Here is a 25,646-nt window from a genome sequence, read left to right on the forward strand (position 1 = left end):
GCGCACCGTCAACCGTGCGCTGAATGTTCAGCGACGGCTTCGTCGCGATCGACAATTTCGATCGTCAGATTGCCTTCGGGGGAACTGGTCAGCAAGATCCTGGAGGGCGCTATTCCGCATGCCATGCGCGCGAGCAGTTCGCGCGACACCGTCGGCAGAATGCGCTGATTCAGGAACGCATCGATATTGCGCGCGCCCGATTCGCGCGTGAGACACAGCTCGGCGATCGCATCGATCAGCGCTTCGTCGCAGTTCAGTTCGACGCCGTGCTGGCGGTGTAGACGCTGCGCGATTTTAGCGAGCTTCAGACGCACGATCGAGGCCAGCGCGCTCGCATCGAGAGGGCGATACACGAGCGTCTGGAAGCGCGCGAGCAGCGCCGGTTGAAAGTGGCCGACGAGTTGCGGATGAATCGCGTCGAGCAGCTCGTGGTGCGAGACGCCGGGATTTTCCGCGGTCGTTTCATCGATTTGCGCGCTGCCGAGATTGGACGTCATCAGGACCACGCAGTTGCGAAAGTCGATCTCGCGGCCTTCGCCGTCGCGCATCATGCCGCGATCGAACACCTGATAAAACATATCGAGCACGTCGCCGTGCGCTTTTTCGACTTCGTCCAGCAGCACGACGCAATACGGACGCTGCCGCACCGCCTCGGTCAGAATGCCGCCGCGTCCATAGCCGACGTAGCCGGGCGGCGAGCCCTTCAATTGCGAGACCGTGTGCGACTCCTGATACTCGGACATATTGATCGTCATCAGCGCGGCTTCGCCGCCGAACAGCAGGTCGGCGAGCGCGAGCGCAGTTTCGGTCTTGCCGACGCCCGATGGTCCAGCAAGCAGAAACACGCCGAGCGGCGCATGTTCATTCTTGAGCCCCGCCTTGGCGGTGCGCAGGCTTTCGGACAGGGCGGCGAGCGCATCGTGCTGCGCGACGACGCGTGTCGCGAGCTGCGTTTCCAGCGTCAGCAGCCTTTGCAGTTCGTCTTCGACGAGGCTGCCAACCGGCACGCCGGTCCACTCGGCGACGACGCGTGCGATCGCCCGGGCGTCGACGTCCGCGAAGATCAACGGGGCCTTGCCTTGGGCGGTCCTGAGTGCGCGACGTGCTTGCGCGAACGCGGTGGGATCGCGCGTGACAGCGTCGCTGTCGCGTTGGCGGTGCAGCGCCTGGACGAGTTCGAGTTCCTGTTCGTAACGTGTTTGCAGCGCCGCGAGTTCGGTCTTCGCGTTCGCGAGCGCGGCGTCCAGCGCGCCGCGGCGTGCTTCGCCGTCGTCGATGCCGGCGCGCTCGTCGTCTGCGAGCGTCGCGTGTTCGAGCGCCAGCGCGGCGACCACGGCACGCGCGCGTTGCCACTCGGCCGGCGGTGCGTCGAGGCCCATGCGCACGCGTGCGGCGGCGGTGTCGATCAGATCGACGGCCTTGTCCGGCAACCGCCGTGCGGGTATGTAGCGACGCGACAGCTTGACCGCGGCGACCAGTGCTTCGTCGCGAATGTGCACTTGATGGAACTGGGCGTAGCGGGCCTTCAGGCCGCGTAGCATCAGGCAGGCCGCGTCGTCGTCGGGTTCGTCGACTTTGATGATCTGGAAGCGGCGTTCCAGTGCGGCGTCGCGCTCGAAGAATTGCTTGTATTCGGACCACGTGGTCGCCGCGATCATGCGCAATTCGCCGCGCGCGAGCGCGGGCTTCAGCAGGTTCGCGGCGTCGGCGCCGCCCGCGGCGTTGCCGGTGCCGATCAGCGTGTGAGCTTCGTCGATGAACAGCAGGATCGGCACGGGCGAAACCTGCGCCTCGTCGATCACGTTCTTCAGGCGTTGCTCGAATTCGCCTTTCACGCCGGCGCCCGCTTGCAGCAAGCCGAGATCGAGCGTGAGGATGCGCACGTCGCGGATCACGTTCGGCACGCTTCCTTCGACGACTCGCAACGCGAGCCCTTCGACGAGCGCGGTCTTGCCCACACCCGGCTCGCCGACGAGGATCGGATTGTTCTTGCGACGGCGCGCGAGCACGTCGACCATCTGCTGGATCTCGCGGTCGCGCCCGAATACCGGATCGATGTCGCCGCGGCGCGCCTTGTCGGTCAGGTCGAGCGCGAAGCGGGCGAGGGCGTCGGCGCTGGCGGGCGTGGTCTCCTTTGTGCGAGAGACGACGTTCGGCGCCGAGGCGGTCGCCGAAGGTTGCGGCCGTTCGGGTTGCCGTTCGTCATCTTCGCTTTCGATTTCACTTTCGCACGACCGATGCGCAATTCGCGGCAGCAGCCGCTCGATCTGCGCGCTGCTGATGGCAAGCAATGGCCACGCATGCTGTGCGCGCAGTATATGGGGCGCATCGACGATCGCCTGCAACAGATTCCCGGAGCGGATTCGCGCGTCTTCGCCCTCCGACGATGCGTGAAGCCATGCATCCGCAAGCAGTGCCGCTAGCTGCGGCGACAGCGCGGGCTTGCCGCGCAGATTGCGCGGCAAGCGATCGATTGCACTGAGCAGCGCGTCCCACAGCGCGTCGATATTGATCGTGTAATGCCGCAGGACAGCGGGGATGTCGCCGTCGCCAGCTTCGATCAGCTTCAGCAGCCAGTGCTCGACCGTGATCTCGTCGGCCTGCCGCGTCTGGCAAAGGCTCGCGGCCGCTTCGAGCGCCTGCGCGCAGTGTGGGTTCAGTCGGCGCAGCAGTTGAGTGGTGTCCCAAAACGCGCTTCTTCGGTCGTCGCACAAGGTCATGTCGGCAGTCCGGTCAAGGATGCAGGCGGCAAGTGCGCTGTGCACTCGCCGATGAAAAAGGACCAGCCCGGCACGCGAACCGGTAACGGCGCGTCGACGCGCTGGTTTCGCGAATCACGCGCAAATCAGGAACGCTCGTTCCAGGTATCCTTGTGGATGATGTTGCCGTCCTTGTACGACCACGTGATCGTCTCGTAGCGCAGCTCGACGTCTTCGAGGTGGTTGTGCTTCTCGTAGTCGGGGTTCTTGATGTCGAACATCCTGGGCTTGACTGCGACGATCTTCACGTTGTCGAGCTTCGTGTTGAAGTATTCCTTTTCCTTGCCGGCGTCGTCGATCTTGTACCACTTGATCTCGACCGACCATTAACTTCCTAAAGTTGTGGAAATTTCCCGCGCCAATAAGACTTGTTTTGCGGGGTTTCTTCTTTCTTGCCTAAAAAATCTGAGTCATGGAAATTTATGACTAAATTCTTGCGGTCCCGCGAGTTCGAATTCGCTGACCCCAGAACATACTTGTTCTGTGGTGGCATTGCGGTAGGCTCGGGGCAATGCCTGCCTTCATACGCTAGTCATTCACTCATTACAGGTTAGTTCATCACTTCGGAATGCTGCGCTCGATAAACGCCCTCAACTACACAGGCTCAATGCGTCCAACTGCGGCCGCCGTTTGCACCAATTTGCGGTCGAGCCAAAACGGTGCGGTTCGGAGGTCGCCGAGCCTGATCGACCGCCAGCCTCAATTCATGCACAAACCGAGTCAAAGGGCTGGAGATCGATTGGGCAATGTGGACGGCAACCACACGGCCCAAGGCCGACTACATCTCGTTGCAATTTACAGGTAGCCGAGTAGCATTCAAGGATTCAAAACCAAGTTTCTTTCTCTTCGCGGCCACGCCTTTGACGACACTGGGGAGGCGCAAAATGCAGGAGCTTTCGAATCAAGAGATTGCAATAAACCCTCTCATTGCCGGCTCTCCGAGCGATAAAGCAAGGTTGGAGGTGCTTTACGTGCGACATCCGGAAATTGACGCAGTAATAAACCAAGTTCGTGGTTGCCTCAAGGAAGGCAACAGGCTGGCGGATGTTCGTGCCATTGGCCTGACGGGTTGCGGTAAGTCCGGGATGCGCCGGCATGCGTCCGTCAACAGTAGTACGAAGGCGGCCGCAGAGTCGCACGGGCCGGTGGCAGCGAAAACAGCCGAGAAGATGGATCGTCATAGCGAACCCACTATTGTGGAGTATCTGGCCCCATACATCGAACCGGATGAGTATTTTGGAAGTTTCGTCGAAAGGCTCCGCACGGTTTACTGGAGCCGGAAGTGTGCATTGACGGAGCATTTTCGTTTTCCGGAAGGCGAATATCTTGGTATGGATGTCGGGCGGTACCTTCCCGCGATCCAGCAACGATGTGGGGTATCGGACGACGCACGTAGATCTGCGCTCGCGTTGTGTCGCCAGTGGGCTGATCTTGATCAGTATCAGGCTCTTCAGGCGCATTTCGACGCGTGCGATGCGCAGTTGCGCTAGCCGATGATGCGAATGGGGATCGTGCTAGCCTGATGAGCGATCCGTCTTATATAAATTGAGACGAGCTTCGGCCGGTCTTGGCAAGACTTGCCTGGACGAACAGGCAAAAGTGTGCGACTTCTATAGGCGCAATTTACTGATCGGTGGTCGGAAAACTCCCCTCCACGAACGCCCGCGTCTGCCTCAGGTCCGTGCGCGCATAGGCGGCCGTCGTCTGCACCGACGCATGACCGAGCAGCGTCTGCGCCACCGGCAACGGCACCGCGTGATCCACCACTAGGGCGCGTGCATAGCCGTGCCGTAACCAGTGCGTGGAGGCCGCGCGCAGCAGCGCGAGCGTCGCCAGGTCGCCCGGTGCCACTTTGTCTTCAGCAGCGAGCAGGACGGCCTTGACCTCGTCGTACAGGCCACTGTGACCGAGCGCGTCACGCTTCTCGCTGTGGATCAGGGCGACCCGTTCGAAGGGTGACGGGCAGACCGGCAGGGCGCGCGCGAGCCGGTAGGCGCGCAGTGCCGGTACGCAGAGCGAGGGCAGCGGAACCGACCGGCGCTTTCCGCCTTTGCCCTGCACGTGCAGGGTCCACTGGTCCAGCGGGTCAGCCTCGAGCCGGGGCAGGCCGTCCGCTTCCGACCACACCAGTTCCGCCAGCCGCACGCCGGCGTAGCGGTACAACGACCAGATCGCGCGGCGACGCGCCCAGACCAGCGCCGGCATCGTGTCAGGTGCAGCGCCGCTGACGACCATGTCGCACAGCGCCAGCACGCTGGCCGGCATGATCCGCGACGGCGTCCAGCTGTCACGGGTGGCCGTCCCGCCGGACAGTTCGGCGGCGGGATTGGCGATCACATAGCCGGTCCGTGACCAGTAGCGGAACAGGCTGGAGACGACGGCGATCGCGCGCGCACGGGTGGTGGCCTGCAGACCGGCTGGGCGGTTGTGCGTCGGATTCCGAGTCTCGCCCGCGGCCGGCGTGCTGCGCCGGGTGCGTTCGAGCGCCGTGCGGTACGTGAGCAGGTTCTCGCGGGTCAGGTCGGACAGCGGCCCCAACTGATGGCGGTCGCACCACCGGATAAGGCGGCGCAGTTCCGCGAGGTACGCACGCAGCGTATGCGGTGAGCGGCTGGCGCGCTCGCGCAGGAACAGGGCGACCGCCTGGGCGTCGTCCGCCACCCCCAGCGTATTGGTGACCGGCGACGGATTGGCGAACCGGCCCGCACGCGCCAGCCATGCACGGCCCGCGGCATCGGGCGCGAGCGCCGCGAGCCAGACTGCCGGACTGGGCGTCGGGCCGGGCGTGCCCAGACCGGCGAGGGCCGTGGGGCTCGCATCTGCGGCACTGGCCGGCATTGCAGTTTCCGAATCCTCCGGCGCGAACCGGAACCGCTGGTGCTGCTTCAGCAGCCTTAGCAGCACGGTGTCAGGCGCCGGTGCGCCATCGGCGGCTGCGACCCGGAGCCGCCCGCGCTCCCAGTACTCGACCGCCGCATCGTGATCGAGCAGAAGCGCGAACACGAGGCGATGGTCACGTTTCGCGTCGGCCAGTGACGGACATCCGCGTTTGAGCAGCGGCAGCGTCCAGCGCGTGTACACCGGGTGGCCCAGGGCGTCGGCGACATAGGCGAGCGCCGCGTCAGTGCTGTCAGGCAGATGCTGCGGGGGCGCGCTGGCCAGGTCGAGCCAGCCGGAAAAGCCGGGCGGGCCGGGTGGGGAGTTCATTTCGGGCGGCGCCGTCTGGTGGTCGTCGGCGTCGGCGACGTGCTGGCCGGCTTCCGGTGGGGTGATGACGCGGCAGCGTGGGCACGGCGGTCGAGGGTGGCCAGCAGCGCACGCTGTTCCGCGACCAGCGTGGTCAGCGCCGCGACTTCCGCGGCCGCGCGCAGGCGCGCGTCGCGTTCCGCCGCGAGGTCGGCGAGCAGCCGATCCCGAAGTCCTTCGAGCGCCGACACCCGCTCGTGTTTTTCGGCAACCTGTTCCGTCAGCCGTTCACGCTCGATCTGCAGCGCGTGCCGCTGGTGTTCGGTTTCCTGCAGCAGCTGTCGGGACAGTCCTTCATAGCGGGCGTGCACGGCGGCGATCGCACTCGCATGATCGCTACGCGCAGTTTCAATGGCGGCATTGGTCGAGGCCAGCGTTTCCTGCAATGCCAGCGCGGTCGCCTCCGAAGCCTTCATCTGTTCCGACGTCGCGCGCCACTCCGCCCTGACAGTGGCCAGTTCGCTATCGCGCCGGGAGATCTGGTCGCGCAATGCGGCGAGTTCGACGCGCAGCAGTTCAACCCGCAGGCTGGCGTCACGGGTGGCCGCCGCTGCTGCCTCCTTGGCCTCGGCCGCGTCGTTCTTCAGCGCGACCACCTCGGTGAGCTGCACCGTCACGGCGGCCTGCCAGAGCGCGCGCATCTGCTCGGCGATCGGATCGGGCAAGCCGGGAATCGCGACGCCGGTCAGACCCGCGCGGACCACCTCGGCCTCGATGCCGTTGAGCATGCGCGACAGCGTGGTGGGGTCGCCCGCGCCCAGGCGTGCGCGCAGTTTGCGCACCGACACGACCTGGCGGAAGCGGGCGCCGGAGGGCGGCTCGGGATCGCCCGCCTCGGCGAGCATGGCGAGGACGGTGGCACGGATGTCGTCACGGGTGGCGGCAGCGGGACGCGGCATGGCGGTCTCCAGCGCGCCACTCAGACAGGTGTAACTGGGCAGCGGAAGCGGCGCAGGCGGGTCATTCCAGTCTAGATGACAGACAGATCTTACGCCAGACAACCGTTTTTGTAATGGAAACGGGAAACGTGGCGGTGATAACTGCCCTTATCACCGGAAAACGCTATGGCGGCCGGCGCACGCAGCCGCGTATCTGCGGCGATAAAACTGCACCTTCCTCCTTCCTGATTGAGAGGGATCGAGAACAGCTTCGGCTGATCGGAGCGCGTTCAGTCCGGGCAGTCACTGCTCTCTCGGCAGTCGCACTCGAGCACTCCCAACCTTGAAGGAGCGGACCCAAACAATCCCCCCTTGCATTCGCAGGACTTCGGCGAGACCAGGCTGCTATGAACGGCGGACCAAGGTTTGCGACCGACGGTTACCCTGAACGAGGTTGAACGCGTAAAGTCGGCCACGAGCTGTTCACCAGTGCCCCGGGGAAACTTGCCGCTGGATTAAAACCTGACGTATGAGCGAGGCCCACAATTCGGCCAATGCGGTCATTGGGCACATCGCCGGCTAAGGGCTGCTTTGGGTTGCTCTGCAGTCGTTGGACCACCGGTTACTTCGAATGGCGGCTTTTCGCCTGCGCGAGGACTGCAGTCGTTAAGGGTTACCTGTTCTTTGCGTCAGCGGTACTCGTGGCAGCGCTGGTGGCGCTTGCGCTGATTCGCGATCGGGCTACTCAGGCGAATGCCTCGGATGCGCAAGCGGGCGAGACGCTTGCGAGCGCTGTCGTCGAGCGTTCGTTCTGGCTGTTGGGCTACGCCGTCTTCGCATTGAGCGTCGCTTCACTGGGATTCGTGTCGCAGTTCCAGTCGCTCGTGATCGAAAGGGGACTCGGGGGCCAGGCCGCGCCGCTGCTTTTGTCGGCGCTCGCCGGATCGGTGTTCGTCAGCCGGCTCGCGATAGGCTGGGCGCTGGACAGGTATTGCCCTGAACGCGTCGCCGCGAGCGCGCTGCTTCTCGCCGCGCTCGGCATGCTGGCATGGATCTGCGGCGGGCGAGGCACGGGGTGGGCCATATCGGCGGTCCTGCTGATCGGGCTCAGCATCGGCGCCGAGCTCGACTTCCTGTCCTTTTTCTGCTCGCGGCTCTTCGGTCTGAGGCACTACGGTGCCGTGTACGGCGGGCTCGCGGCCTTCTTCTATACCGGCATCGCTGCGGGTGGCGTCGTGTACGGCGCAATCCATGACCGCACGGGCACCTATGCCATGGCCTCCGCGATGTCCGTGACTCTATTCATCGTCGCCGCTGTGCTATTTCTGACACTGGGTCCCGCCATGCGCGGCGCGAAGAGGGGCGGGCACACCGTGACAGACGATGCGCCTGCGCTTGCCGCTAGACGTTAGCTTGGATCGATTTCACCAACACCAGGAAAATCATGAGCCGTCCGACCATCGCCGGAATCCATCACCTCAAGTTCAATGTGTCGAATTTCGATCGCAGCCTCGATTTCTATGCGCGCGCGCTCGGCGCCAAACGCCTGCCCGAGTTCGATCATCGACGTCGAGACGGAGAACTGTTCGCCTACATCCTCAACATCGAGCACCTCGGTACCTATCTGGAGTTGCGCGCATCACCCGAGCGCGCTGCCCGCGAGGCCGGGCTCGATCTCGTGACATTCTCGGTGCAAACTCATCGCGATCTGCTCGCATGGCACGATCATCTGGAGGGGAACGGAATCCGTCATTCGCCGGTCTTCACGGGCGGCTCGGTTGGCTGCTGGCCGCGGAGGATCCGGATGGCAGGCATCTGCGGTTCTATACGCTTGAAACACACCCGGTTACGAGCGATTTTTCGTCTGATCCATACTGGCTGGGCGACTGAGATCTGATGCCTCTGGACTGCGCATCGATTCGCCGGTCGGAGCAATCTTCTCGGCCGCAACTCTCGGAAGCCGGTCGCGCGCTTCGCGTCTCAATTCCTGAGTGGGACCTGATCCCGGCAAGTCGTCCTGCATTCCGGGCGTGCGATCTGGCAGGTGCACCTGACTGAAGTCCAGCGGCGCTCATCCAGCACGCTGGTGGTGGCCACCGCGGCGCTGCGCTTTCTGCACCACGTCACGCTCAAACGCGAGTGGTCGGTCGAAGAACTCACGATCGCCCGGACGCCGCGCAAACTCCCGGTCATCCTCAGTCAGGACGAGATCACCCGGTTTCTTGAAGCGATCCGTAGCGTCAAGCATCGCACCGTACTGATCGCGGCCTAGGCGGCCGGCCTGCGCATTTCGGAAGCCACCCGGCTGAAGCTCGGCGATATCGACAGCCAGCGGATGAGGCTGCGTGTCGAGCAGGGCAAGGGTCGCGCCGACCGCTACGTGATGCTCTCGCTACGACTACTGGAGGTCCTGCGCAGCTACCAGTAGGGCAATCTGATGACCTGCCCCAAGGCTCGGGCCGTCACTATACCTCGGGATAGTGTTTCCCGGCACGGGCACAAGGTAGCCTGCGATATATAACGCCACGCCTATCAAACCCTTGACTTAGATGTGAACGTTTGCGAGAAAATTCGTGCATGCCAAAAACGTTTGTGTAATCGATGATGAAATCTCAATCCGGCTATCGACGACGGCGCTGGTACGTTCGCTTGGTCACAATGCGTATGCCTTTGACTCCGCCGAAACCTTCCTGGCCTCCGATATCCAGCAGAGAGCTGACTGCATTGTGTGTGATCTACAGATGCGCGGGCTGTCAGGCACCGCACTGCTCACGCAGTTGCGCATAACAGGGGCGCGTACGCCCTTCATTTTCGTATCCGGCAATCTCTCGGAGCATGACCGCTTGTTTGCGGCCCGGCATGCCGTGGCCCTCCTCGAGAAACCGATAGATCCTAAAGAACTCGTTGCGCTGGTCTGCCAAACTTTGAGATAGCTTCACGGCTGATTTTCAATTTACATAATATCTGCGACTTGTTGATTTTGGTCGATGCATATATACAAGGTATAGACGGACGTTGCCTCCGGTTCGATGGAATTAGAAGGCTTCGTCAAATACAATGAGTAAATCCGATTCAGGTTGGCCTTCGGCGGAGCAAAAAATCGACTCATGAAGCGAATTATTTCGGCTTTGCCACTCATCCTGACAGTCTCCGGCGCAATCTCGGCCACCACAGCTTGGGCCGATCATGTGCTTGAACGCGCGAAGGTGATCGACATTATTCTGGTCATTACTTCGATCACCTTTACCAATCTGGCGATCCGCTTCGACGACACAGCCCTCGATTTTCCCAAGATCGGTGGATACTGGTGCCGCTTCCTATCCTGCCGGTCACGGCAGCCTGGCGCATCTTGACCGAAAACATGACGCTTTTCGTCGTGCAATCGCGCCTGGATTACATTCCGACTACTGGATGATTGGTGTACCATCGACTGGCCGTGGAGCTGGCACGTTTCAAGCGTTCTCGCAGGACCGCATTAATCCTTGCGTAATGTCTCGCGCCGGCGTTCCGCGATATTCAAAGAATGCGTCTGTGGAGTTTGTGCAATGGCAACCGGTCCGGCAACGTTGGAACGCGTCTCGACCGTCTATATCGTCGACGATGACGAGAGTATTCGAAGCGCGCTTTCACATCTGCTGCCCTCTGTCGGCCTCAGTGTGCAGTCATTCGCTAGCACAGCGGAGTTCCGCGCGGCCCCATTGGCCGATGCCCCATGCTGTCTTTTGCTGGATATACGGCTGCGGGGAGAGAATGGCCTCGCATTTCAACAGCAAGTTACCGATCGACCGGATATTCCTATTGTTTTCATGACCGGCTTTGCTGATGTTGATATCTGCAAACGGGCAATGAAAGGAGGCGCCGTCGATTTTCTGGTGAAACCATTTTCCGACCAGGATGTCATCGATGCGGTGAATGGCGCTCTTCTCATTGATCAAAGGCGGCGTGAGCGGATCCAGAACCAGACGGTGCTTACCAGTGCATATGAGCAATTGACGCGTCGCGAACGCGAGGTACTTGCATTCGTCGTAAGTGGAGCACTGAACAAGCAGATCGCGGCGTGGCTGGGAGTCAGCGTGATAACTGTGAAGTTGCATCGCGCGGCCGCCATGAAAAAGATGAGTGCGTCCTCCCTTGCCGATCTTGTAAGGAAAACAGAGGCGCTTGGCATCCAGGCTCCCGTCGCGCCAAAGATCCCATCGACAAATAGTCGTTAGTGAATTGGAGAGCTTTAATCTGGGCCGCATTGGGACGGATGACAACCGTCCCAATTCAACCCTAACCGGTCCCTCGGCGCAGCATCCTGCCATTGAACGCTCCCGACGTGAAAATAATTGGCGGCGATATTACTCGCCGCGCTACTTCCGGAACACCATCCCCTGACGCGCACCATGTCTATGCGTTGGACGCCGGGGGCAGAGAAGGAGCCGGTTCGTTATCGGATTTAGTTAGTCTCCATCGAACCAAGTCATCTGCACCCGGTCCAGCTACGACCCGGACATCCGTTAATGCCAACTCCGCGCCGGTATCCTCGTCCACGAGCGCGACCTTCGCGGCCTTTCCAGAATTGCGATTGACGAGCCTCACAGGCGGTCCAGCCAGACCGCCAAGATTCCACTTGTCACCAACTTGCACCATTGCCTGCATGACGAGCGCGAGATCTTTCCCTTGTGGGGTCAGCCGATACTCGTAGCGGTTAGGTCCGGTCTGGTATAGCGTCCGCTCGATCAGTCCATTTTGTTCCAGATGTTTGAGGCGACCGGACAGCGTCGCATTCGTAATGTTTGAGGATCGACGCAAGTCGTCATAGCGACTCAAACCGAAAAACAGATCTCGCAAAATCAGCGCGCCCCAACGATCGCCTAGCGCGCCGAGCACACTTGCGATCGAACATGTCATTCCTTCAAAGCCCTTGGCTCGCAACGAATATTCCTTTTTTTTTCCCTCTGTCGCGTCTGATCTCGCAATTGACCGACCAAATGCTGTGAGCTGACAAAGTTCTTTGCTAACTCCAATTACTGAATCTTATGATAAGAGTTAGTTTCCGTCAACGTCAGTCAAGGAGATAGAGGTTGGACAATTTGCAAAGTAGTGCCCTCATCACCGGTGCCTCGTCCGGCATTGGTGGCAACTACGCTGATCGTCGCGCGTCGACGCGACCGACTTGAAGAACTGGCCAATCGTTTGCGCCCTATACGCCACTTTGGAAAATTGATCGCCCTGAAACCACGTTCTCCCATGATGGATTACATTGGGAAATGCACGTGGACGAGACACCATTTAGTCTCCGTACTATTCAAGGCCTCCGCCCGCCAGTACCAAGGACGCCGGAAGGCGAGAAATGGCGCTCGAAAATAGGCCATCTGCTTGTGAAAAATGGAATGTCCCGCACCCGCGACGGAGTCCCGGCCTCTGTTACTCGCGCTACCGGTCCGTAGGCCGCGCGCTTCGAGCCCTCCGACTGTGTGTGGTACGCCGGAGGCATTACCGGTATGTGGGGAAGATCGCCGCGTCGCCTTCGCGGGCCGGGTGTAGACCGACGCGTCACTGAACCCATGCTTCATGCGCAGTTGCTTGACCGGCATACTGGTCTCGGCTTTCTTGAGAAAGTCGATGATATGCTCTTCCGCAAGCGCTTCTTCGTGTTCGTCTTCTTCTCCGAAATCGAATTTTACTAGACTCCGGTTGGCTCTGTTTATATTGGGCGAGTCACCAGATCGCCAATGGCGTCGCTGAAGATAAGTGTATGCTTGCGGAACAGATTTCCTTGCGATTGCGATGCATAAAAAAACAAATATTCTGTGGGACGATGGCGAGCGTGTCTTTTGGAGAGAACAGTCCTCGGCGCAGACGGACGAGAATATGCTGTTCGCGCGTCTTGCCGCCGAACAGCCCCTGCCCGCCAGTCTCGATCGCCTTGCCCATGAGTTCGGGCTGAGAGACGAGCTTGACAGTGCGTGGGCAGTGCGCCCGTTGAGGCTGGTGCGTGAGGGCGGTCAGGCCTTGCTGGCGCTCGAGGACCCGGGCGGCGTGCCGCTTGCGCGCCTGCTCGGCAGACCCCTGAACATCGGGTACTTCCTCGAGCTCGCTACTGGCATCGCGGCTGCGCTCGGCAAGCTTCACCAGCGTGGCCTGGTCCACAAGGATCTGAAGCCCGCGCATCTCTTTGTGCATTGCTCCGATGGACAGGCGCGGCTCGCCGGGTTCGGTCTTGCCTCACGCCTGCCGCGCGAGCGGCGGGCGCCCGAGCCGCCCGAAACCATCGCCGGAACGCTCGCCTACATGGCGCCCGAGCAGACCGGCCGCATGAACCGCTCGATCGATTCGCGCAGCGATCTATACGCGCTCGGCGTCACGTTCTACCAGATGCTGACGGGCGTTTTGCCGTTTAACGCCACGGACGCGATGGAATGGGTGCACTGCCATATCGCCAGAACGCCGTTGCCACCCAATGCGCGAGTGGCGACCGTCCCCGTGATGATCTCCCGCATCGTCATGAAGCTGCTCGCCAAGACCGCCGAGGAGCGTTACCAGACTGCCATGGGTGTCGAGCATGATCTGCGGCGTTGTCTCGCGGACTGGCTGCGACAGCACCGCATCGACGACTTCCCGTTGGACGAGCACAGCACGCCTGATCGGCTGATGATCCCCGAGAAGCTCTACGGGCGTGAGCGCGAAGTCCAGACGCTGGTCAACGTGTTCAACCGTATTCTCGAGAACGGCGTGCCCGAACTGGTGCTTGTCTCCGGTTATTCGGGCATCGGTAAATCGTCGGTCGTCAATGAGTTGCATAAGATCCTCGTGCCGCCCCGCGGTTTGTTCGCCGCCGGCAAGTTCGACCAGTACAAACGCGACATTCCCTATGCCACGCTAATCCAGGCATTTCAGAGCCTGGTGCGCATGCTGCTGGGCAAGTCCGACGCGGAGCTGGCAAACTGGCGTGCAGCATTGCTCGAGGCGCTCTCGCCCAATGCGGCGCTCATGAGCGACCTGATCCCCGAACTGGAGCTCATCATCGGTGAGCAGCCCCCCGTCCCGGAGCTCGAGCCACAACAGGCGAAACAGCGCTTCCTGCAAGTGTTCCGGCGCTTCATCGGCGTATTCGCGCAGGCCGACCATCCGCTGGCACTGTTCCTCGACGACCTGCAGTGGCTCGATGCCGCGACGCTGGACCTGCTCGCGGATCTGTTGACCCATCCGGATCTGCGCTACCTGATGGTCATTGGCGCCTATCGCGACAACGAGGTCGACGCAGCCCATCCGCTGACAGCCCGGCTTGAAGCGATCCGCAGCGCGGGCGCGAAGATCGCGGAAATCCGGCTCACGCCGCTTACCCGTGAGGACATCGGAACTCTGATTGCGGACGCGCTGCACTGTGCGCCCGAATCGATCGGGCCACTGGCGCGCGTCGTGACCGATCGGACCGGTGGCAATCCGTTCTTTGTGATCCAGTTCCTGCACGCGCTGGCCGAAGGCAATCTTCTGGCATTCGATCATGATGGGCGGCAGTGGCGCTGGGATACCGAACGCATCCAGGCCAGCGGCTACACCGACAACGTCGTGGACCTGATGGCCGGCAAGCTGACGCGCCTGCCACCCGCGACGCAACGCGCGCTGCAGCAGCTTGCCTGCCTCGGGAACACCGCGGACTTCGCGACCCTGTCGGCCGTGCTCGGCATGCCGGAGGCGGGGATTCACGCCGTGGTCTGGGAGGCGGTTCGCCAGGAACTCGTCGTGCGGCTGGAGGGTGCCTACGCGTTCGTTCATGACCGGATTCACGAAGCTGCCTATTCACTGATTCCGGAATCATCGCGCGCCGAGGCTCATCTGCGGATCGGCCGGCTGCTCGTCGCGCAGACACCTGCAGAAAAGCGCGAGGAAGCAATCTTCGAAATCGTCGGGCAGCTCAATCGCGGCGCCGTGCTGATCACCGAACGGGATGAACGCGAGCAACTGGCCGAACTCAATCTGCTCGCTGGCCGGCGAGCCAAGGCGTCGACGGCCTACACGTCGGCGCTAGTCTATTTCGCCACCGGCGCCGGGTTGCTGGGTGACGATTGCTGGCAGCGGCGGCATGACCTCTCCTTCGCGCTGGAACTGAACCGGGCCGAATGTGAGTTCCTGACGGGGCAACTGCCGGTCGCCGAAGCGCGGCTGGCAGGGCTATCGAAGCGTGTCACTACCACACCCGAACGCGCCCAGGTGGCAAGCTGGCAGATGGATGTCTACGTCGTTCTCGACCAGAACGACAACGCAATAGCGGTAGGCCTCGCCTTCCTTCGTCATGTGGGCATCGAGTGGTCGCCGCATCCGGATGAGGCGACGGTGCGAAGCGAATACGAGCGTATTGGGTCGTTGCTCGGCGAGCGGACCATCGAGGAACTCGACGATCTGCCGGCAATGGAGGACGCGAATGTCGTCGCGACCGTCGAAGTCCTGGTGAAGCTGTTCCCGTCTGCCTTCCTCACGGATGACAAGCTAGTTTGCCTCGCGATTTGCAAGGCGGTCAGTCTCAGCCTCGAGCACGGCAACGCCGATGCTTCATGCGTGGCCTACTCACATTTACCCAGGGTCGCCGGACGGCTTTTTGGCGACTACCACGCCGGATTTCAATTCGGCCAGCTCGGCTGCAAACTCGTCGAACGGCGTGGCCTCTTACGTTTTCAAGCCCGCACCCACCACGCCGCCTCGAGTGTCACATACTGGGCGCGACCCGTGCGCACAGGCGCTGACGAACTCCGCAGCGTTTTGGACATGGCGAACCGGGCCGGCGACCTGACGTACGGCGCGTACGCAGGCAATTGCCTCATCTCGAATCTGCTTTTCATCGGTGAACCCCTTGCTGAAGTGCAACGAGAAGCCGAGTCTCGGCTCGCATATGCCAGGAACGTGCGATTCAGCGTGGTCGTTCAGTTTATCGAAGACCAGCTCGCGCTGATCCGGACGCTCCGCGGCTTGAGCCCGGAATTCGGCTACCTTGCTGACGGGCGGGTCAATGAAGCTCGGGCCGAACAGCACTACCTGTCAAGCCCGTCCCTGTCGTTCCCCGCCTGCTGGTACTGGATCCGGAAACTCCAGGCGCGCTATTTCGCTGGCGACTATGAGGCGGCCATGGCTGCTGCGTCAAAGGCGCAAGAGTTCCTGTGGAAAACGTACTCGTTCGTCGAGGAGGCTGAATATCAATTCTATGCGGCGCTTGCCAGAGCCCGGTGCGACTCCATCCCGAGCGGCGAGCTTCGGCAGCACCTGGAAGCACTGACTGTCCACCACAACCAGCTGCGCATCTGGGCAGAGCTCTGCGCGGAGAACTTCGCGAGCCATTGCGCGCTGGTCGGCGCCGAGATTGCCCGCATCGAGGGCCGCGTAGCCGACGCCGACATGCTCTACGACCAGGCCATCGATTGCGCCAGGGAAAGCGGTTTCGCGCATGTCGAGGCACTAGCCAGCGAACTCGCCTCACGCTTTTACGCAGCCCGCGGTCGTGGAAGGATTGCGCGCAAGTATATGTATGACGCCCGGTATGGCTATCTGCGTTGGGGCGCCCATGGCAAGGTGCGGCAACTCGAGGAACAGTATCCGTACCTGCGAACCGAAGAGACGGCGCCCGGGCCGACGAACACGATGGCAGCGCCCATCGAGCACCTCGAGCTGGCGACCGTGATCAAGGTGTCGCAGGCAGCATCAGGCGAAATCCATCTGGACAAGCTGATCGAAATGGTGATGCGCACGGCAATCGAACAGGCGGGCGCCGAACGGGGTCTGCTGATCCTGTCGGAGGCGGGCGAGCACCGAATTGCAGCGCAAGCCGCCACCGCCAGCGACGCGGTCCACGTGCAGTTGTCCGACCTCCCGGTCAATGCGACGATGTTGCCGGAGCCGATCCTCAACCAGGTCTTGCGTACGCGCGAAAACGTCGTTCTCAACGATGCTGCAGCCGATCCCATGACTGCCTCGGATCCCTATATCCGTGAGCATCGCGCGCGCTCCGTTCTGTGCCTGCCCCTGATGAATGGCGCGAAACTCATGGGTGCGCTCTACCTCGAGAACAATCTCACGGCCCGCGTGTTCAGCCCCGCCCGCATCGCCGTGCTGAAGCTGGTCGCCTCCCAGGCAGCGATTTCGCTCGAAAATGCCCGTTTGTATCGCCACGTCGCGCAACGCGAAGCCAAGATTCGACGCCTGGTCGACGCCAATCTCATTGGGATTGTCATCTGGGGCATGGACGGATGCCTTATCGACGCCAACGATTCATTCCTTCACATGCTTCAGTACGAGCGCGAGGATTTGAAGGCAGGGCTTCGCTGGTACGACATGACGCCCCCCGAATGGCAAGCGCGCGTCCCGCGCGAGTTCGAAGAACTCGCGGCGACCGGCATCATGCAAACCTGTGAAAAGGAATTCTTCCGGAAAGACGGCGTCCGCGTACCCGTCCTGATTGGCGGCGCGGCATTCGAAGAACAGCCGAACCAGGGAGTGGCTTACATTCTCGATCTGACCGAGCAGAAGCGGGCAGAAAAGAAAATCCGCGAGAGCGAAGCGCGCTATCGCGACGTGCAGAACGAGCTGGCGCACGCAAACCGCGTCGCGACCATGGGGCAGCTGGCGGCCTCGATTGCCCATGAAGTCAAACAGCCCATCGCGGGTATGATGATTAACGCCACGACGGCGTTGAGATGGCTGAACCGCGAGCCTGCTAGCATCAGCGACGTCAGTGGTGCGCTCGACCGTATCGTGAAGGACGCCAATCGCGCCGGCGAAGTGCTCGGCCGGATCCAGCAGTTGATCAAGAAGGCTCCTCCGAGGAAAGAGCCGGTGAACATCAACGAGGTGATCGGCGAGACCACCGAACTCGTCCAGGGGGAAGCAAGGAAGAGCGGCGCCCAGTTGGAGATGCACCTCGCGGAAGGTTTGCCGCTCGTTGAAGGCGACCGGGTGGAACTGCAGCAGGTCGTGCTTAACCTGATCATCAACGCGCTGGAGGCGATGAGCAGTGTCGAGGGGATACGGCACGTGCACATCAGCACGGGCGAGGCAGATGGTGCCTGCGTGCTTGTGAGCGTGCGCGACTCAGGACCGGGTTTTGGCCCGAACGGTGCCGAGCATGCATTCGACGCGTTCTATACCACGAAGCCCACGGGCCTGGGCATGGGGCTTTCCATTTGTCGCTCGATCATCGACGCGCATGGCGGCCGGCTGTGGGCGAGTGAATGCTCGCCGTGCGGCGCGGTCGTTCAGTTCACGGTTCCCCCAGCATTTTGCCGTTGAGCCGTGATGTCGGGCTTGGTAACTCGTCCACTCACCGCCTGACCAAAAAGCGATGGCTGAGGCCTCCGACGACCCTCGCATCGGGCTCATTCCATACTTTCCGCTGGCAGCGGGAGAGCTGACGCGCGCCGGCCCGGTGCTCGGCACTATCGCCGAAACAGTATCGCGCAAGTCTCTCTCAGATCGCGCTTGCCTGCGTCCTCCAGTTGAGCCCAGTGATGCTTCCCATACCGGCTCGTCGTGCAACAGGACTTGCAATCGCTTACGCGACGGGCGTCGCGCTCTTCGGCGGGACGGCCCTTTGATAGCTGCCGCGATAACTCGGTTGACCGGCTCAGGCATCGCGACAGCTTGGTACGTGATGTTCGCAGCTCTCGTTGCGCTTGTCTCACAAGCAAGCTTAGACCGGTCGCCCGACCGTGATGTTCGATGAAACAGAGGACGCAGACGCTATAAGTGGATGTGCGAGAAAGCGTGGCCGTGCGTCACTGATTGTCTGAAACAGGCAGCGTAAACGAAAAGCACGTTCCGACCTGCGGAGTGCTCTCCACCCATATTTTTCCGCCGTGAGATTCAATGATGGAGCGCGCGACGACCAGGCCCATTCCCATCCCGTTTGCCTTGGTCGTAAAGAAGGGCTGAAAAAGCGACTCCAGTATGTGTGCATCCATACCGACCCCGGTGTCTTTCACCTCAAAGAGCACCTCGCCGGTATCTACCCGCTTTGCTGAGATTGACAGATTACGTTGAGCGCCGTCGTTTGAGTCAATCGCATAGATACCGTTGAGCAGCATATTGGCCAACACCTGTTGAATCTGCACAGGATCGGCGAAGACGGACAGACCTGTGTCGACGTTCCTTTCAATATTGATTCCCCTGGAGCTGGCTTCTGGTGAAATCAGGAACAGCGCTGAATCGATCGTATCTTCAGCGGACGTCAGGACCGAATGGACAGGCACCTTTCCAAGGAAACCGCGCATCCTCCTGCAAATTTCTGTAGCGTCTCGTGCCCAACGAGCTGCGTCGCGCACGGATTCGACTGCTTCATCAATCTTTGGAACGTCATTTTCCAGACATCGTAGGGCTGCGTCCGCTGAAATGCGCGTGGCCGATAGGGGCTGGCTGATCTCGTGGAGAATTGAAGCAGCCACTTCGCCGAATAGCGAGACACGCGCAGAACGAGCCATTTCTGCGCGCATGGTCTGCATGCGGTCGTTGTATTCCCTTTGCTCGGTCACATCAAACGCATAAAAGCAAAGATGGCGATATCCATCCACGTAATCGGGTAGAGCGCATCGCCAGACGATTGGGACCTTCTTTCCAGAGAAGGTCACAAGAGTCCGCTCGCTTTGACACGCATTGTGGCCCTCGAGCATCGCACGATAAACCGCAACGTTACTGGTCCGATCGGCGGGCAAGAGTTGCCGGGCTCGATCAAAAAATGCCGCCTTTGTCCCTGCCTCGAAGAGTTCGATCACCGCATCGTTTGCGTCCACGAATGAGTGAAGCGCCCGAAGCTCTTCGATTGCGTCTGGATGAGCATCAAGCCACGCATCAATATCGATGACGCCACTCTTTCGAAGATCCAATATCGATGAATAGACGCGCGACCAGTCCTCGATCATGATCGGGATGGGTGCTGATAGAAAAAGCTGATTTTTAGAAAGGCCCACCGGAGCCAAAAGAGATCGGGATTGAGCCTCTGCAGGCTCGTGTCCAATTGGGACGAACGCTGAACTCATTTCTGATATCCGGCAACGGTTATTCTCCGTCCTTTGGGCTCGGTGGGCCTTTTGGCAACCCTCCACAATTCTATTATTGCGGACGTATTAATTATTTGACTTGATAGTAAGCAGATCATTGCCGACTACTTGGCCATCGGACCTCTGGCACGACGGGCGCCGGAATTCCAAGCGTCTCTGTTTTCCTTACAAGATCGGCAAGGGAGGACGCACTCATCTTTTTCATGGCGGCCGCGCGATGCAACTTCACAGTTATCACGCTGACTCCCAGCCACGCCGCGATCTGCTTGTTCAGCGCTCCACTTACGACGAATGCAAGTACCTCGCGTTCGCGACGCGTCAATTGCTCATATGCACTGGTAAGCACCGTCTGGTTCTGGATCCGCTCACGCCGCCTTTGATCAATGAGAAGAGCGCCATTCACCGCATCGATGACATCCTGGTCGGAAAATGGTTTCAGCAGAAAATCGACGGCGCCTCCTTTCATTGCCCGTTTGCAGATATCAACATCAGCAAAGCCGGTCATGAAAACAATAGGAATATCCGGTCGATCGGTAACTTGTTGTTGAAATGCGAGGCCATTCTCTCCCCGCAGCCTTATATCCAGCAAAAGACAGCATGGGGCATCGGCCAATGGGGCCGCGCGGAACTCCGCTGTGCTCGCGAATGACTGCACACTGAGGCCGACAGAGGGCATCAGATGTGAAAGCGAGCGTCGGATACGCTCGTCATCGTCGACGATATAGACGATCGAGACGTGTTCCAACACCGCGGGACCGGTTGCCATTGCACAACTCCACAGACGCATTCTTTGAATATCGCGGAACGCCGGCGCGAGACATTACGCAAGGATTAATGTGTTCCTGCGAAAACGCTTGAAACGTGCCAGCTCCACGGCCAGTCGATGGTACACGAATCATCATGTAGTCGGACTGTAGTCCAGGCGCGATTGCAGGACGAAAAGCGTCATGTTTCCGGTCGAGATTCGCACCGGCTGTCGTGAGCGGCATCCGATCCCAGCCCACGGGCTTACGTCGAACGTCGGACAAAGGAAGGGATGTCGTAATTCGATACACTGACTTCTCTCAAAAATTGACTTCGCTCGCGAGTATCATTTGATCCCAGTTCGCGGGCAAAGAATCCCCGCTTACCCGCGGGCGAAATACCTCATCGCCCTTGAAAATGGGTGCGCCAGTCAGCACACAGAATGCATCCCGCTTTGCGTAAACAAGGCGCCATGTCTGGTGACCGTAGTGCCCGGAGCATGCGTCACTCCATAGCACCGTCAGCGCTCGAGCAGAGGGTCTATCGAGCACAGCGACACGGCGCGGAGGCGACTGGGCTGGCGTGGCGGCGACCTGCCGTGAATCAACGTCGCGCCGCCGCAGACGTGTCTTGAGTTCACGGTTGTCGGCCTCGTTGGATGCCGTAACGACGACGGGCAATAACAGGCTCACCAATGCGCGCTGTACTATGTGTTCTTGAGGATCTTGCACCTTGTGCTCCTTAAAAGAGGCGACAACGTGGCGATGTTTGTGTCAGGCTACGATTTCACATTGAAGCCGCGAAGCGAGAGGATAGTGGGGGTGGTCAACTGATGCGATGTGACCCGCCTGCGGTTGAGATTCGTCACGACCGACCCGACACGATGCGATATTGCGAAGGTGCGTGTGGGACTTCAGACTCGCTGCCACCCAGTCCATAAAGGCGTACTGTGCCATCGACACGTGTCGCTGGTTCGCGTAGAGACACGAAATGGGCGATGCCATTGGACGACGATGCACGAGCACTTCGTCAAGAAGCCCTGAGCGCAAGTGCGGCAGCGCAATTGACTCGCAAAGCTGTGCCAGTCCTGCGCCGCTAAGCACACATTGCAAGACGGCCGCAGCATCGTTTAGGCAGAGTCTTTCAGGCGTTTTGACGGTCACATCGCCGCCACTATCCCCAGCAAACCTGAGATGCCTCGGATTGCCGAAGCGTCGGGGCGAGTAATGCACGATGACGTGATCTTTAAGCGCCTCTGGACTGGATGGGATGGAATGCTTTGCGAGGTAAGTTGGGCTGGCGACGGTCACTGTTCGCATCACGCCAAGGTGGCGACATTTGAACGATGAGTCGGAAAGGTTGCCTACGACGATTGCACAGTCGATTCCGTTGCTAATCAGTCCATCGGGTTCTCCTGCAACCGCGATCTTCAACTCAACATCGGGGTAAGCCGCGCTGAATTCGGATATCTTGGGAAGCAGGACGCAAGCTACTTCTTGATCGATATCGACACAAAGGCTCCCCTGCGCGACGTGGCGGGTGCTCCTCAGCGCATTAGTCATGTCGTCAATCTCGGCGAGGACCCTGATGCAATGTTCGTAATACTGCGCACCTTCCGTCGTTAGGCGCATCGCACGAGTTGAGCGGTGCAGTAACGCGACGTTGAGATAAGATTCGAGCTGACGGACGGTTGTGCTTGCTGACCCAGTGGCAATATCAAGCGCTTCCGCCGCGGAAGTGAAGCTGCCTAAGCGGGCGACATGCACGAAAACTGACATTGCGTGTAGGAAGCGATCCATTTTTAGCTCCGCCGAGGGTCAACGTAAATTTGGTTTGCTAATTCTATTGGGCGCATCTTTTGAATTCCATCGGACCGGAGGCAATGCCTGCATAAACTTTGGTATAGATGCTTGCCAATCAACAGGGCGTAATGAAACTGTAGCAACCACCTATACTTCTTACGCTGACCTGTAGCCCGCTGACGATAACCGTTCCGTCTCGCGCCTGCGAAGCAGCGCCAGCCAAGAGATCGAGCTCAGGTCGGGGTGATACATACCTCTGGACGCAAGGCCGTTGGCATCGTCTTGCCGCGGTGCATTTGGCCTTGCGCCCGTGCGGGAAAACACTATCCCAAGGTATAGTGATGGCAGTGTTCTGGTGCGGGTTATGATATTGCCCTTACTGGTATTTAATGGTGTCCAATTCAATCCGTTCCATCGCCGGATATTTTCTTAGTGGACGCCGAAAATGAATATTCCTCTCGCCCCCGATGATGAGCGTTTTGGGGAACACAGATCATCACAACCCGATCTATCCATCCACCAGCTTTTCGTCTCAGCACCCATTCCGATTATGGTTGAAGACTGGTCGCGTGTTTATAGGGCGATCATGGACCTGCGCCGGAATGGCATAACGAACCTCGATGCGTGGTTCGATTCGCATCCACAGGTTGTGGCCGAATTCAGATCACTGCGGTCTTTGGTTGAGGCCAATGACGCAGTCGTGGAATTATTCGAAGCAGGAACAAGAACGGCCTTTTTCGAACGCGTGAAGCAACTGCTTCCGGTTGACCAGGCGAGTAATACCGTCGTTTATCGAGCGATGTTAGAAGGGCGCGATGCGTGTCAAGGCGAGCGTACTCTGGTGACGTTTTCTGGCAAGCGGGTGCCAATCGTGTGGCGATGCTCGTTACCTAAGCATGAAGACGGCTATCGCCGGCTCTGCTTCTTTGGGTTTGACGTGACCGCACAAGAAGAGAATAACGATCGCCTCCAGACCATGCGGGCGGAAACGGCGCGCTCAGCGCGAGTCTCGCTTTTCGGCGAAGTAGCGGCCTCAATACTACATGAGATCAGCCAACCGCTTTCGGCGACACGCACGTCTGCCGACGCTGCGCTGCGATGGCTCAGAAAAGACATCCCAAATATCGGACAGGCCACCGAATCCATCCGGGATGCGGCACTTTGGGCGCGAGATGCGACCGAAATCTGCAAGAAGATCCGTGGCTTCCTAAGAAGGGTTCCGGTGCATCCAGTCCTGTCACAGGCGAGTCGCTCCATTGATGCCGCTTTTTTTCTGATTTCGCCAGAGGCGAATTCGAAAGCGGTCGTCATGGATAGACGCCTGGACGGGGACCTTTCGATCTTCGCCGATCCTCTCCAGATTCAGCAGGTTCTTGCGAATTTGCTGTTGAATGGAATTCATGCGATCGACGCCGCTGAAGGCGACGAACGCAGACTAACAGTCTTTGTTAGCAGAACCGGTTCTGACGAGGCGTTGTTTGAGGTGCGGGATTCGGGTGTCGGCATGACGGAGGAAACGCTTTCGTCGCTGTTCCAGCCGTTCTTTACGACGAAGGCGTCCGGCACGGGGATGGGGCTTGTCGTTGCGCGTTCCATCGTGGAAGCCCATGGGGGCCGTATTTGGGCAGAAAGCAAACCTGGATTCGGAACTAGTTTCTTCTTCACACTCCCCACATCCGAAATGCCAGGCACGACTGGTTAGCCGTTTGCCAACGCGTGCTTGCGATGTGTCTGGAACGCCGCTTTCTTCTATCGCGTCACGTGGTCGGAGTCCATCCTGGACAGCGTTGCGCGATCAGCGCAAGGATAGATCGGGATCTCACGTACCAGGTGGGTTCTGGGGCAAAGTTCGTTGCATGCACGATAGCTGCCGCGACTAAGGGTGTTGTTGCGCCGAACACTGCGATGCTGGTCGCTCACGAGAAGGCGAGACCTGTCGCCCTTTGTGTCTGGGTTACTTGCGATGGATGTACGCGAGGGCGGTGCCACCGCCGAGTGCCGACAAAGCCGGGACAGCTGAAATTGCGATCGCACGGATTCGAGGTAGAAGTTTTTAGATACCTGCAGGGCGCGGTTTCCCTTTCATGCTTCGGCTTCTCTCTGGATTTTTCGACGTCGTTCGAGTTTTCAAGGATCCTGAATTCTCTTTATGCTCGCGGCCCGTTGATCAGCGCCGTCATGGGCCAATACACTTCGACGTACCAGATAACAACGATATGCAGACACTGCGTCTTGCGTGCGCGGAGTTCGAACCCCGGCTCCTATGTAACGCATTTAAACCATCATGGGAAAAAAGTAATGACACAAGCACATCCAGGTACCGCGCTGATCACGGGCGCATCGTCGGGCATCGGCGCAGTTTATGCGGAACGTCTCGCGCGGCGCGGGTACGACCTGATCCTCGTGGCACGCAACAGCGACAAGCTCGATCTCCTCGCACAGCGCATCGGCAATGAAACAGGGCGGAAGATTCAGAAAATCGTGGCAGACCTCGTCGATCGCAACGCACTGGCGCTCATCGAGACAACGCTTCAAGAAGACGCGAACATCAACCTGCTCGTGAACAATGCTGGCGTTGGCACGCATAAGTCGCTGCTCGACAGCGACGTCGATGCCATGACGAAGATGATCGAGTTGAATGTGACCGCATTGACGCGTCTCACTTACGCCGCCGCTCCGCAGTTTGTGGCTCGTGGCACCGGCGCGATTATCAACATCGCATCGATTGCCGCCATCACCCCCGAACTGCTCAATGGCGTCTACGGCGGTAGCAAGGCGTTTGTGCTGGCACTCAGCCAGTCGCTGCATCACGAACTGGCCGGCAAAGGGATACGGGTTCAAGCAGTGTTGCCCGGTGCAACAGCAACGGAATTTTGGGAGATCGGCGGCCTTCCGTTGGAAAACCTTCCGAAGGAAATTGTCATGTCTGCATCCGATATGGTGGACGCGGCATTGAGGGGCTTCGATCTCGGCGAGGTTGTGACGATTCCCTCGCTGCATGCGATCGATGCGTGGGACCAATTCGAAGCATCTCGCGGCGCACTGGTCGCGCAATTTTCCAATAATACGCCTGCTCCACGATATGCGGTCGGGCAGTAATTCTCCGTGGCCTTGTTCCGGCGATCAGTTGTTACCGCCGGGGCGGCTGTGCAAGACCGAATTGAACTGAATGGCACGCGCGGCGCGAATGGC

General features: G+C 60.0%; 20 protein-coding genes and 1 pseudogene. 12 read left to right on the forward strand and 9 right to left on the reverse strand.

What is annotated here, in order from left to right; translation table 11 throughout:
• Positions 1–8: 8 nt before the first annotated feature.
• Entirely contained in the window at positions 9–2,720 is a 2,712-nt protein-coding gene (gene tssH, locus AB4Y34_RS00695; RefSeq protein ID WP_368714921.1) for a type VI secretion system ATPase TssH, read from the reverse strand.
• A gap of 125 nt (positions 2,721–2,845) precedes the next feature.
• Positions 2,846–3,082, reverse strand: a pseudogene (gene tssD, locus AB4Y34_RS00700) (type VI secretion system tube protein TssD); the annotation flags it as partial.
• 423 nt (positions 3,083–3,505) lie between these two features.
• Between tssD and AB4Y34_RS00705 the strand changes: the two are divergent.
• Entirely contained in the window at positions 3,506–4,249 is a 744-nt protein-coding gene (locus tag AB4Y34_RS00705; RefSeq protein WP_368714922.1) for a hypothetical protein, read from the forward strand.
• 133 nt (positions 4,250–4,382) lie between these two features.
• On the opposite strand, the gene AB4Y34_RS00710 is transcribed toward AB4Y34_RS00705, so the two are convergent.
• Both AB4Y34_RS00710 and AB4Y34_RS00715 read right to left on the reverse strand, forming a co-directional pair.
• Positions 4,383–5,966 carry a tyrosine-type recombinase/integrase gene (locus tag AB4Y34_RS00710; RefSeq protein WP_368714923.1) on the reverse strand — a complete coding sequence of 528 codons (1,584 nt, stop codon included), beginning with the start codon at positions 5,964–5,966 and terminating at the stop codon, positions 4,383–4,385.
• Complete coding sequence (locus AB4Y34_RS00715; protein ID WP_368714924.1) at positions 5,963–6,904, reverse strand: DNA-binding protein; 942 nt, start codon at positions 6,902–6,904, stop codon at positions 5,963–5,965. Before AB4Y34_RS00715 ends, AB4Y34_RS00710 begins: the two co-directional genes overlap by 4 nt.
• 533 nt (positions 6,905–7,437) lie before the next feature.
• On the opposite strand from AB4Y34_RS00715, the gene AB4Y34_RS00720 reads away from it, so the two are divergent.
• The 7 genes from AB4Y34_RS00720 to AB4Y34_RS00750 all read left to right on the forward strand — a co-directional run bounded on the left by AB4Y34_RS00720 (position 7,438) and on the right by AB4Y34_RS00750 (position 11,097).
• On the forward strand, positions 7,438–8,295 hold the full coding sequence (locus tag AB4Y34_RS00720; protein ID WP_368714925.1) for a hypothetical protein: 858 nt from the start codon (positions 7,438–7,440) through the stop codon (positions 8,293–8,295).
• Between the two features lie 32 nt (positions 8,296–8,327).
• Complete coding sequence (locus AB4Y34_RS00725) at positions 8,328–8,780, forward strand: VOC family protein (protein WP_368714926.1); 453 nt, start codon at positions 8,328–8,330, stop codon at positions 8,778–8,780.
• Between the two features lie 147 nt (positions 8,781–8,927).
• Positions 8,928–9,155 (forward strand): hypothetical protein, encoded by a 228-nt coding sequence (locus tag AB4Y34_RS00730; RefSeq protein ID WP_368714927.1) that lies wholly within the window; start codon positions 8,928–8,930, stop codon positions 9,153–9,155.
• 15 nt (positions 9,156–9,170) lie between these two features.
• Positions 9,171–9,311 carry a tyrosine-type recombinase/integrase gene (locus tag AB4Y34_RS00735; protein ID WP_368715159.1) on the forward strand — a complete coding sequence of 47 codons (141 nt, stop codon included), beginning with the start codon at positions 9,171–9,173 and terminating at the stop codon, positions 9,309–9,311.
• A 145-nt stretch (positions 9,312–9,456) separates the two neighbouring features.
• Positions 9,457–9,816 carry a response regulator gene (locus AB4Y34_RS00740; RefSeq protein WP_368714928.1) on the forward strand — a complete coding sequence of 120 codons (360 nt, stop codon included), beginning with the start codon at positions 9,457–9,459 and terminating at the stop codon, positions 9,814–9,816.
• Between the two features lie 174 nt (positions 9,817–9,990).
• Positions 9,991–10,236, forward strand: coding sequence for a hypothetical protein (locus AB4Y34_RS00745; RefSeq protein WP_368714929.1), 246 nt, complete (start codon positions 9,991–9,993; stop codon positions 10,234–10,236).
• Between the two features lie 192 nt (positions 10,237–10,428).
• Positions 10,429–11,097, forward strand: coding sequence for a response regulator transcription factor (locus AB4Y34_RS00750; RefSeq protein WP_368714930.1), 669 nt, complete (start codon positions 10,429–10,431; stop codon positions 11,095–11,097).
• A gap of 178 nt (positions 11,098–11,275) precedes the next feature.
• Here the strand turns inward: AB4Y34_RS00750 and AB4Y34_RS00755 are convergent, their stop codons facing one another.
• Positions 11,276–11,803 (reverse strand): winged helix-turn-helix transcriptional regulator, encoded by a 528-nt coding sequence (locus AB4Y34_RS00755; RefSeq protein ID WP_368714931.1) that lies wholly within the window; start codon positions 11,801–11,803, stop codon positions 11,276–11,278.
• Between the two features lie 335 nt (positions 11,804–12,138).
• Between AB4Y34_RS00755 and AB4Y34_RS00760 the strand changes: the two genes are divergently transcribed.
• Positions 12,139–12,318, forward strand: a complete 180-nt coding sequence (locus AB4Y34_RS00760) for a hypothetical protein (protein WP_368714932.1) — start codon at positions 12,139–12,141, stop codon at positions 12,316–12,318.
• A gap of 340 nt (positions 12,319–12,658) precedes the next feature.
• Entirely contained in the window at positions 12,659–18,145 is a 5,487-nt protein-coding gene (locus AB4Y34_RS00765) for an AAA family ATPase (protein ID WP_368714933.1), read from the forward strand.
• Between the two features lie 485 nt (positions 18,146–18,630).
• Here AB4Y34_RS00765 and AB4Y34_RS00770 read toward each other — a convergent pair whose 3' ends face one another.
• The 4 genes from AB4Y34_RS00770 to AB4Y34_RS00785 form a co-directional block, all read right to left on the reverse strand.
• A complete protein-coding gene (locus tag AB4Y34_RS00770) occupies positions 18,631–19,887 on the reverse strand; it encodes a sensor histidine kinase (protein WP_368714934.1) in 1,257 nt (418 codons plus the stop codon).
• A gap of 115 nt (positions 19,888–20,002) precedes the next feature.
• A complete protein-coding gene (locus AB4Y34_RS00775; protein WP_368714935.1) occupies positions 20,003–20,674 on the reverse strand; it encodes a response regulator transcription factor in 672 nt (223 codons plus the stop codon).
• A gap of 298 nt (positions 20,675–20,972) precedes the next feature.
• Entirely contained in the window at positions 20,973–21,383 is a 411-nt protein-coding gene (locus tag AB4Y34_RS00780; protein ID WP_368714936.1) for a DUF3331 domain-containing protein, read from the reverse strand.
• Between the two features lie 42 nt (positions 21,384–21,425).
• Positions 21,426–22,451 (reverse strand): LysR family transcriptional regulator, encoded by a 1,026-nt coding sequence (locus AB4Y34_RS00785; RefSeq protein WP_368714937.1) that lies wholly within the window; start codon positions 22,449–22,451, stop codon positions 21,426–21,428.
• A gap of 448 nt (positions 22,452–22,899) precedes the next feature.
• Here AB4Y34_RS00785 and AB4Y34_RS00790 point away from each other — a divergent pair, with 448 nt between their 5' ends.
• Both AB4Y34_RS00790 and AB4Y34_RS00795 read left to right on the forward strand, forming a co-directional pair.
• Positions 22,900–24,156 carry a sensor histidine kinase gene (locus tag AB4Y34_RS00790; RefSeq protein ID WP_368714938.1) on the forward strand — a complete coding sequence of 419 codons (1,257 nt, stop codon included), beginning with the start codon at positions 22,900–22,902 and terminating at the stop codon, positions 24,154–24,156.
• A gap of 596 nt (positions 24,157–24,752) precedes the next feature.
• Positions 24,753–25,553 (forward strand): SDR family NAD(P)-dependent oxidoreductase, encoded by an 801-nt coding sequence (locus AB4Y34_RS00795; protein WP_368714939.1) that lies wholly within the window; start codon positions 24,753–24,755, stop codon positions 25,551–25,553.
• Positions 25,554–25,646 lie beyond the last annotated feature (93 nt).

It is taken from the genome of Paraburkholderia sp. BR10954, from assembly GCF_040965775.1.
Taxonomy (GTDB): Bacteria; Pseudomonadota; Gammaproteobacteria; order Burkholderiales; family Burkholderiaceae; genus Paraburkholderia; species Paraburkholderia youngii.

Bases quoted from the DNA above. Each gene is read 5' to 3' on its own strand.
- tssH (WP_368714921.1), bottom strand. From the start codon at position 2,720: ATGACCTTGTGCGACGACCGAAGAAGCGCGTTTTGGGACACCACTCAA.
- AB4Y34_RS00705 (WP_368714922.1), top strand. From the start codon at position 3,506: ATGTGGACGGCAACCACACGGCCCAAGGCCGACTACATCTCGTTGCAA.
- AB4Y34_RS00710 (WP_368714923.1), bottom strand. From the start codon at position 5,966: ATGAACTCCCCACCCGGCCCGCCCGGCTTTTCCGGCTGGCTCGACCTG.
- AB4Y34_RS00715 (WP_368714924.1), bottom strand. From the start codon at position 6,904: ATGCCGCGTCCCGCTGCCGCCACCCGTGACGACATCCGTGCCACCGTC.
- AB4Y34_RS00720 (WP_368714925.1), top strand. From the start codon at position 7,438: ATGCGGTCATTGGGCACATCGCCGGCTAAGGGCTGCTTTGGGTTGCTC.
- AB4Y34_RS00725 (WP_368714926.1), top strand. From the start codon at position 8,328: ATGAGCCGTCCGACCATCGCCGGAATCCATCACCTCAAGTTCAATGTG.
- AB4Y34_RS00745 (WP_368714929.1), top strand. From the start codon at position 9,991: ATGAAGCGAATTATTTCGGCTTTGCCACTCATCCTGACAGTCTCCGGC.
- AB4Y34_RS00750 (WP_368714930.1), top strand. From the start codon at position 10,429: ATGGCAACCGGTCCGGCAACGTTGGAACGCGTCTCGACCGTCTATATC.
- AB4Y34_RS00760 (WP_368714932.1), top strand. From the start codon at position 12,139: ATGCACGTGGACGAGACACCATTTAGTCTCCGTACTATTCAAGGCCTC.
- AB4Y34_RS00765 (WP_368714933.1), top strand. From the start codon at position 12,659: ATGCATAAAAAAACAAATATTCTGTGGGACGATGGCGAGCGTGTCTTT.
- AB4Y34_RS00770 (WP_368714934.1), bottom strand. From the start codon at position 19,887: ATGAGTTCAGCGTTCGTCCCAATTGGACACGAGCCTGCAGAGGCTCAA.
- AB4Y34_RS00775 (WP_368714935.1), bottom strand. From the start codon at position 20,674: ATGGCAACCGGTCCCGCGGTGTTGGAACACGTCTCGATCGTCTATATC.
- AB4Y34_RS00785 (WP_368714937.1), bottom strand. From the start codon at position 22,451: ATGGATCGCTTCCTACACGCAATGTCAGTTTTCGTGCATGTCGCCCGC.
- AB4Y34_RS00790 (WP_368714938.1), top strand. From the start codon at position 22,900: ATGAATATTCCTCTCGCCCCCGATGATGAGCGTTTTGGGGAACACAGA.
- AB4Y34_RS00795 (WP_368714939.1), top strand. From the start codon at position 24,753: ATGACACAAGCACATCCAGGTACCGCGCTGATCACGGGCGCATCGTCG.